1 protein-coding gene and 1 pseudogene are annotated in these 597 nt (G+C 65.3%); one reads left to right on the top strand and one right to left on the bottom strand.

Annotated features, from left to right (window positions below):
- The first annotated feature begins 151 nt into the window (after positions 1-151).
- Complete coding sequence (locus MOV75_RS41165; RefSeq protein WP_097662679.1) at positions 152-319, top strand: hypothetical protein; 168 nt, start codon at positions 152-154, stop codon at positions 317-319.
- Positions 320-484: 165 nt separating this feature from the next.
- Here MOV75_RS41165 and MOV75_RS42835 read toward each other — a convergent pair.
- Positions 485-597 (bottom strand): annotated as a pseudogene (locus MOV75_RS42835) (glutathione S-transferase); the annotation flags it as partial.

Consider the following 597-nt stretch of genomic DNA (forward strand, 5'->3'; position numbering starts at 1 on the left):
CGACCGTTCCGCTGAAGGGCGCGGCTGCCAAGGCACGCGCCGGCTCCTGCGCCACTTACGGCCCGCGCTTCGTCATGCTCGAGGGCACCGGGACCTGCGTGAAGATCGGCGGCTCGATCAGCATCGACACCACCGTGAGGCGCTAAAGGCCATGCCGGCGGATCTGCTGCGCCTCGACCTCATCGTTCCCGTCTTGATGTACTGCGCGCTGCTGTGGTGGGTCGGCCGCGGCCTGAGCTGGACGGCGCGGCTGGCGACCGCGGCGGTGACGCTGGTGCTGATCGTCTGCGTGCTGCTGGTCGAGCGCGGCTGGCGCTGAGCCCAAAACAAAAAACGCGAAAACAACCCCATGCACAGTAGCCAAGCCACGGCAAAGCCTCAGCATTTTTCGTGCTTAGGTTTTAGCGAAATAGACCCTGGCGCGTCGGGCAAAACAGGGGCATGATGTCATCATCGAAAGATGGCCATCGATCGCGCGGTTTGCTCACGACATCGGCGGCGCGACGAACTGCGCAAATCCTGGCCGTTTGCCGAGCTCGGCGAGCCAGCGCGTCAGATGCGGCTGCGCCGGCCGGGAGATGCCCTCGACACCGAGCC

Source organism: Bradyrhizobium sp. PRIMUS42 (assembly GCF_023006515.1).
Classification (GTDB): Bacteria; Pseudomonadota; Alphaproteobacteria; order Rhizobiales; family Xanthobacteraceae; genus Bradyrhizobium.